The 6,369-nt window shown below is 71.2% G+C and carries 7 protein-coding genes; 1 reads left to right on the forward strand and 6 read right to left on the reverse strand.

The window, feature by feature from the left end:
• From SACPADRAFT_RS0218450 to aceB, 5 genes are all read right to left on the reverse strand, one after another.
• The coding region (locus tag SACPADRAFT_RS0218450) for a LamB/YcsF family protein (protein WP_028662567.1) at window positions 1-740 on the reverse strand (740 nt) is incomplete at its 3' end.
• A 97-nt stretch (window positions 741-837) separates the two neighbouring features.
• Window positions 838-1,074 carry a hypothetical protein gene (locus tag SACPADRAFT_RS0218455; RefSeq protein WP_007025994.1) on the reverse strand — a complete coding sequence of 79 codons (237 nt, stop codon included), beginning with the start codon at window positions 1,072-1,074 and terminating at the stop codon, window positions 838-840.
• Entirely contained in the window at window positions 1,071-1,757 is a 687-nt protein-coding gene (locus SACPADRAFT_RS28660) for a hypothetical protein (RefSeq protein WP_007025995.1), read from the reverse strand. The genes SACPADRAFT_RS0218455 and SACPADRAFT_RS28660 overlap by 4 nt, the downstream gene beginning before the upstream one ends.
• Before the next feature lie 74 nt (window positions 1,758-1,831).
• Window positions 1,832-2,611 (reverse strand): hypothetical protein, encoded by a 780-nt coding sequence (locus SACPADRAFT_RS0218465; RefSeq protein WP_233357211.1) that lies wholly within the window; start codon window positions 2,609-2,611, stop codon window positions 1,832-1,834.
• A gap of 143 nt (window positions 2,612-2,754) precedes the next feature.
• The gene (gene aceB, locus SACPADRAFT_RS0218470; RefSeq protein WP_007025997.1) at window positions 2,755-4,329 is read right to left on the reverse strand and encodes a malate synthase A; all 1,575 of its coding nucleotides are present in this window, start codon (window positions 4,327-4,329) and stop codon (window positions 2,755-2,757) included.
• A gap of 86 nt (window positions 4,330-4,415) precedes the next feature.
• On the opposite strand from aceB, the gene SACPADRAFT_RS0218475 reads away from it, so the two are divergent.
• Window positions 4,416-5,183 (forward strand): IclR family transcriptional regulator, encoded by a 768-nt coding sequence (locus SACPADRAFT_RS0218475; protein ID WP_007025998.1) that lies wholly within the window; start codon window positions 4,416-4,418, stop codon window positions 5,181-5,183.
• 97 nt (window positions 5,184-5,280) lie between these two features.
• On the opposite strand, the gene ftsY is transcribed toward SACPADRAFT_RS0218475, so the two are convergent.
• Window positions 5,281-6,369 (reverse strand): signal recognition particle-docking protein FtsY (gene ftsY / locus SACPADRAFT_RS28665; protein ID WP_007025999.1); only part of this gene is annotated, 1,089 nt, incomplete at its 5' end.

Raw genomic sequence — 6,369 nt, forward strand, 5'->3', positions numbered from 1 at the left:
ACGGCGACCCCGGCCTCCGCCAACGCCCTCCGGACCCGCCGGGCCAGCTCGACCGCACCCGGGGTGTCCCCGTGCACGCACAGCGACCGCGGGCGCAGCGCGAGCGTGCTCGCGTCCACGGCGTCCACCGTCCCGTCCACGGCCATCCGCAGGCTGCGCTTGACGACCTCGTCCGGTTCGAGCACCACCGCGTGCGGCTCGCGGCGCGGGACGAGCCTGCCGTCCGGGGTGTAGGCGCGGTCGGCGAACGACTCCGGCACGGTGGTCAACCCGGCCGCCTCGGCACGGCGCAGCAGTTCGGACTCCGGCAGCCCCAGCAGCGGCAGTGCCGGGTCGTACCGGCGGACCGCCTCCACCACCGCGTCGGCCTGCTCGGCGTGCGTGGTCACCGCGTGGTACAGCGCACCGTGCGGCTTGACGTAGCGCACCGCGGAGCCGGCGATCCGGGCGAACCCGTCGAGCGCGGAGATCTGGTAGATGACGTCGTTGGCGAGGTCGTGCGGGTCCATGTCGATGAACCGGCGCCCGAACCCGGCCAGGTCCCGGTAGCCCACCTGGGCCCCGATCGCCACCCCGCGCTCGGCGGCCCGCTCGGTGACCCGCCGCAGCACCGACGGGTCTCCCGCGTGGAACCCGCAGGCGACGTTCGCACTGCTCACGACGTCCAGCAGCGCCTCGTCGTCGCCCAACGGCCAGGCACCGAAGCCCTCGCCCAGGTCGCTGTTGAGATCGATCGCCACGTCGTCCACACGCCTCAGCCTACTGCGCCCACCCGGGGCGGCGGTGGGTCTTCGCGGACCGCGGTGCCTCGTCGCCGCGGGCACGACCGGGGCCCGGTCACCGCCCGGCGCTCTCCCGACCGGACGGCATCGGCGTGTCATCGACCCGGATGTCGAAGTAGTAGCGACCGTCGTCGTAGGAGGTCACTTCCACCGTGTGTCCGAGCCGGGTGCCGTCGTTCGACACCCGGTCCAGAATGTCACAACGCAGGTCGAGCGCTGCCGCCCGACGGATATCGCCACGGCCGGGAACGGCGGTGACCCGCACGTTCACCTGCGCGCGGGCATCACTCACCCACCCTCCGGACGAACAGTGGAGAGAAAGTGCTGGAAGTCGCCGACCTGTTGCTCGAGCTGCTCCGTCCGGACGGTCAACGCGAATCGCAGGACCGCTCTGCGTCGTGGATTTCCGGTGTCCTGGAACCCGAGAAATGCCTGCACCTGCGCGATATCCAGCGTCTTCCCGTTGTGCGCAAGGGTCCACCGCACCACCCGCGTCAGCCCCGGGTTATCCGCGGTGCCGCTCTTCTCGCTCTTCTCCACCCGCACATCGGTTCCCGCGTCACGCTGTTCGGCCAGCCTCTCGTCGGCGACCTCCGTCAGCGGCACGCCGCTGTCCCGGACGTCGCCGTCGATCGTGATGTTGGGCGTGAACCCGCGTTCGCGTGAGGCCGGATGCAACGCCACGAACGCGACGTCGGCATCGACCTCCCGGGGCGAAACGGAACGCCAACCGTCCGGCAGGGAGAATTCGATCGGCACCGGCAGGGTGGCCGCCGGGCTCCCACCGGAAGTGCGCGGCGCGGTGGAGGTCGCCGCGCCCCGCGCCTCGTGTTCCGCTCGCGACGACGGCGCGGCGTGCGGTGTGCCGGGCGTCGTGGTGGCGCACCCGGCGACGATCGCGAGGGTGCAGCCGACGACGAGCACGATCAGACCCCGGACGCACAGCGCCCGGCGCGGGTCCCCTCCTTCAGCCACACGGGTGATCTTGCCGCCCCGGGCGCGGCGGCGTGCGCACTTCCACGCCGATCACCCGAACGGACTATCAGCTCTCACCTCTCGACTTCGCGGAGTGTGTCGATCACTCGTCCGAGGACCTCCATCGCACTCGGGTCGTCCGGCGCAGCGGTCGCCCCGAACATGATGATCCCGCGACGGTCCGGTCCGTGGCTGTCGGGGAACTGCACCAGCGTCTGTGTCTGGTGGAGCCGCTCGACACCGCTTCCCTCGGGCGCCGGGAACTCCACCACCTGGGTGATCGCGGCGACGAGTCCCTCGCCCTCCTTCTTCCGGTGCACCACCTCCGGCGCACCATCGAGCTGGCCGGACCCGTCGGTCGACGCCTCGTCCGCGATCTCGGTCAGCGTGGTGTCGTTGTCCCGGACCTCGCCGTAGATCGTGAGGTTACTGGTGAACTGGGCGGATGAGTCCCGGTTGACCGCGACGAACGCTACTCCGGGGGTGTCCAACGTGCTGGGATCGATCGATTCCCATCCGTCCGGCAGCGAGAACTCGATCGGTACCGGCAGATCGCTGACCGTGTGCGTACCACCGCCACGCCCGGAAGAGCGCGGGGACGGTTCGGCGGTCGGGGTGGATTCGAAGCCCGGGGCAGGGGAGTCGAAGCCCGGAGCGGAGGAACGCTCCGTCGCGGGCACCGCCCCCGGCACCGGGCCCACGGCCGTGCCGCCCACGCTGGTCGCACAGCCGGTCAGCGCCAGCACACCGGACACCGCGACGAACGCGAGCCCGCACCGTCGGGACGGGCACGCGCCCGGATTCCCGTCCTCCCGCCTGCCTGCCCGCAGCATGGGCTCCCCTCTCCACGGCACGCGACCAACGTGAATGATCTTCTATGGTTCGACGGGAGTGTACCCCGGTCGGTTCCGCCCACCCCCGGACACGAGCCGGGCCCCGGCCTCGCCGCGAGGGCGGGACCGGGGCCCGGTGGTCGGTGCGTCCGGTGACTATCGCGTCACTGAATCCGCTCGTAGGCGGGCAGCGTCAGGAAGTCGACGAACTCCTCGGCGAGCGCGACCTGCTCGAACAGCTCCACCGCCGGGCCCAGCAGGTCGGCGGGGATCTCGCTCTCCAGCTCGGCGCGCACGTCGGCGAGCACGGTGCGCACCAGGTCGGCGGTGACCGTCTCGCCGGTGTCCAGCACCACGCCGTTGCGCACCCATTGCCAGACCTGCGAACGGGAGATCTCGGCGGTGGCGGCGTCCTCCATCAGGTTGTGGATGCCGGCCGCGCCGTTACCGCCCAGCCAGGAGGCGATGTAGCGGATGCCGACGTCCACGGCACCGCGCAGGCCGTCCTTCGTGGCGCTGCCCTCGGTGGCGGCCACGTCGAGCAGCTGCTCCGCGGTGACCTGGACGTCCTCGCGCTTGCGGTCGACCTGGTTCGGCTTGTCGCCGAGCACCTTGTCGAACTCCTCCTGGCACAGCCCGACCATGCCCGGGTGCGCCACCCAGGAGCCGTCGAAGCCGTCGGTGGCCTCCCGCGACTTGTCGGCGTGCACCTTGGCCATCGCCTTCTCGGTGACCTCGGGGTCCTTGCTCGGGATGAACGCGGCCATACCGCCGATCGCGAACGCGCCCCGCTTGTGGCAGGTGCGCACCAGCAGCTCGGTGTAGGCGCGCATGAACGGCGCCGTCATGGTGACGCTGTTGCGGTCCGGCAGGATGAACTTCTCGCCCGCGTCGCGGAAGTACTTGATGACGCTGAACAGGTAGTCCCAGCGGCCCGCGTTCAGCCCGGAGGCGTGCTCCCGCAGTTCGTAGAGGATCTCCTCCATCTCGAACGCGGCCGGGATGGTCTCGATCAGCACCGTGGCCCGGATGGTGCCGTGCTCGATGCCCAGCGTCTTCTCGGCGTGGGTGAACACCTCGTTCCACAGCCGCGCCTCGAGGTGGCTCTCCATCTTGGGCAGGTAGAAGTACGGCCCGCTGCCCCGGTGCAGCAGCTCCTTCGCGTTGTGGAAGAAGTGCAGGCCGAAGTCGACGAGCGCGCCCACGGCCTTGCGGCCGTTGATCTCGATGTTGCGCTCGTCGAGGTGCCAGCCACGGGGCCGGACGACGATCGTGGCGTGCTCGACGTCGTCGCGCAGCGCGTAGTGCTTGCCGTTCGACTCCAGCTCGATGGACTTACGGATCGCGTCGGCCAGGTTGATCTGGCCGTTGACGACGTTGCTCCAGTGCGGCGTGTTGGCGTCCTCCAGGTCGGCCAGCCACACCTTCGCGCCCGAGTTCATCGCGTTGATGGTCATCTTGCGGTCGGTGGGGCCGGTGATCTCGACACGGCGGTCGCGCAGCGCGGCGGGCGCCTCGGCCACCTGCCACTCGGACTCCCGGACCTGCTTCGTCTCGGGCAGGAAGTCGAGCTTGCCGGTGCGGGCGGCCTCCTCGCGACGCTGCGAGCGGGCCTCGAGCAGCTCGTCACGCCGCGCGGCGAACCGCTCGTGCAGGTCCGCGACGAACTGCAGGGCGTCGTCGGTCAGCACCTCGTCGCCACGCTCGACCGCGGCTCCGAGCACGCGCACATCAGACATGGAACACCCCAAACAGGAATCGAGTTCTTTTGCTATTCGGACTATAGTTTCTACGATACGGAACCTCAACGCGAGAGGAGTCACCGGTGGCGCCCAGGGAAGGCAGCGGGGGCGTGCAGTCGCTCGAGCGCGCGTTCGAGCTGCTCGAACGCATCGCGGACGCGGGCGGCGAGACGAGCCTGTCCGAACTGGCGACGTCGTCGGGGCTGCCGATGCCGACGATCCACCGGCTCATCCGCACCCTGGTGAGCCACGGCTACGTGCGGCAGAACACCAACCGCCGCTACGCCCTGGGCGCGCGGCTGATCCGGCTCGGGGAGAACGCGAGCCTGCAGTTCGGCACCTGGGCGCGACCGTTGCTGGCCGAACTGGTGGAGGAGGTCGGGGAGACGGCGAACCTGGCGGTCCTGGAGCGGGACGAGGTGGTCTACGTGGCCCAGGTTCCCTCGTCACGGCATTCCATGCGGATGTTCACCGAGGTCGGCCGCAGGCTGCTGCCGCACGGAACCGGCGTCGGCAAGGCCGTGCTGGCACACCTGCCCCGCGACGAGGCGCGGGCGCTGCTGGAGCGCACCGGGATGCCCGCCTACACCGAGCACACCTACACCGACCCGGACGCGCTGCTGGACCACCTCGCCGCGGTCGCCGACCGCGGCTACGCCCTCGACGAGAGCGAGCAGGAGCTCGGCGTGCGCTGCATCGCCGTGGCGATCCCGGGTGCCCCCACCCCCACGGCCGTGTCCGTCTCCGGCCCCGAGGGCCGACTCACCGACGCCACCGTCGCCCGCATCGCCCCCGCGGTCCTCCGCACCGCCACCCAACTCTCCGACCACCTGACCGAGGGTGTGCCGTGAAGGACTCCTTCCCTGCGCGTGGTGCCGTGAAGGAGTCCTTCACGGCACCAGATGCAGGCAAGGGGGCCTTCACGGCACAACCCGGGTGAGCGGGCCGTCAGGAGAGCAGGGCGTCGACGAAGGCGCCCGGCTCGAAGGGGGCCAGGTCGTCCGGGCCCTCGCCGAGGCCGACGAGTTTCACCGGCACGCCCAGCTCGCGCTGGACCTGGAAGACGATGCCGCCCTTCGCCGTGCCGTCCAGCTTGGTGAGCACGATGCCGGTGACGTCGACGACCTCGGAGAACACCCGCGCCTGGGCGAGCCCGTTCTGCCCGGTGGTCGCGTCCAGCACGAGCAACACCTCGTCAACCTTCGCCTGCTTCTCCACGACCCGCTTGACCTTGCCGAGCTCGTCCATCAGCCCGGTCTTCGTGTGCAGGCGGCCCGCCGTGTCGATCAGCACGGCGTCCACCCCGGTGTCGGCGCCGCGCTTGACCGCGTCGAACGCCACCGAAGCCGGGTCGGCGCCCTCCTTGCCCCGGACGACACCGGCCCCGACCCGCTCCGACCAGGTCTGGAGCTGGTCGGCGGCGGCGGCGCGGAACGTGTCGGCGGCGCCGAGCTCCACCCGGTGGTCCTGGGCCACGAGCACCCGCGCCAACTTGCCGGTGGTGGTCGTCTTCCCGGTGCCGTTGACCCCGGCGATGAGGACGACTGCGGGCTGCTTGGCCCCGTCCACGGTGTGCGGCAGGGCCCGGACCGCACGATCGGCGGCCGGGTCGAGCGCATCGACCAGCACCTCCCGCAACAGCGCCCGCGCCTGCTCGGCCGTGCGTACGCCCCGCGCGGACAGCTCCGTGCGCAGCCGCTCGACGATCTCGGTCGTCGTGGCCGCTCCGAGGTCGGCCACCAGCAGGGTGTCCTCGACGTCCTCCCAGGAGTCCTCGTCGAGGTCACCGGCACCGAGCAGGCCCAGCAGGCTCTGCCCGAGCGCCGAACGCGACTTGGACAGCCGCCCCCGGAGCCGCTCCATCCGCCCGCCGACGGGAGCGGGCTCCTCGATCTCGGGCGCCTCGGCCACCCGCTCGACGGACGGCGCCTCGGCAGGAGTGGGCTCGGCCGGAGCGGTGTCCGCGGTGGTCGACTCCGGGGCGACCGGCTCCGCGGTGGCCGACTCCGCGGTGATCGGCTCTGTGGGGGTCTCGGG

The sequence above is a fragment of the Saccharomonospora iraqiensis subsp. paurometabolica YIM 90007 genome (genome assembly GCF_000231035.2).
GTDB lineage: Bacteria > Actinomycetota > Actinomycetes > Mycobacteriales > Pseudonocardiaceae > Saccharomonospora > Saccharomonospora paurometabolica.

What these genes read in the sequence shown, in the direction of transcription:
- aceB (WP_007025997.1), bottom strand. Translation starts at nt 4,329, where the DNA reads ATGTCTGATGTGCGCGTGCTCGGAGCCGCGGTCGAGCGTGGCGACGAG.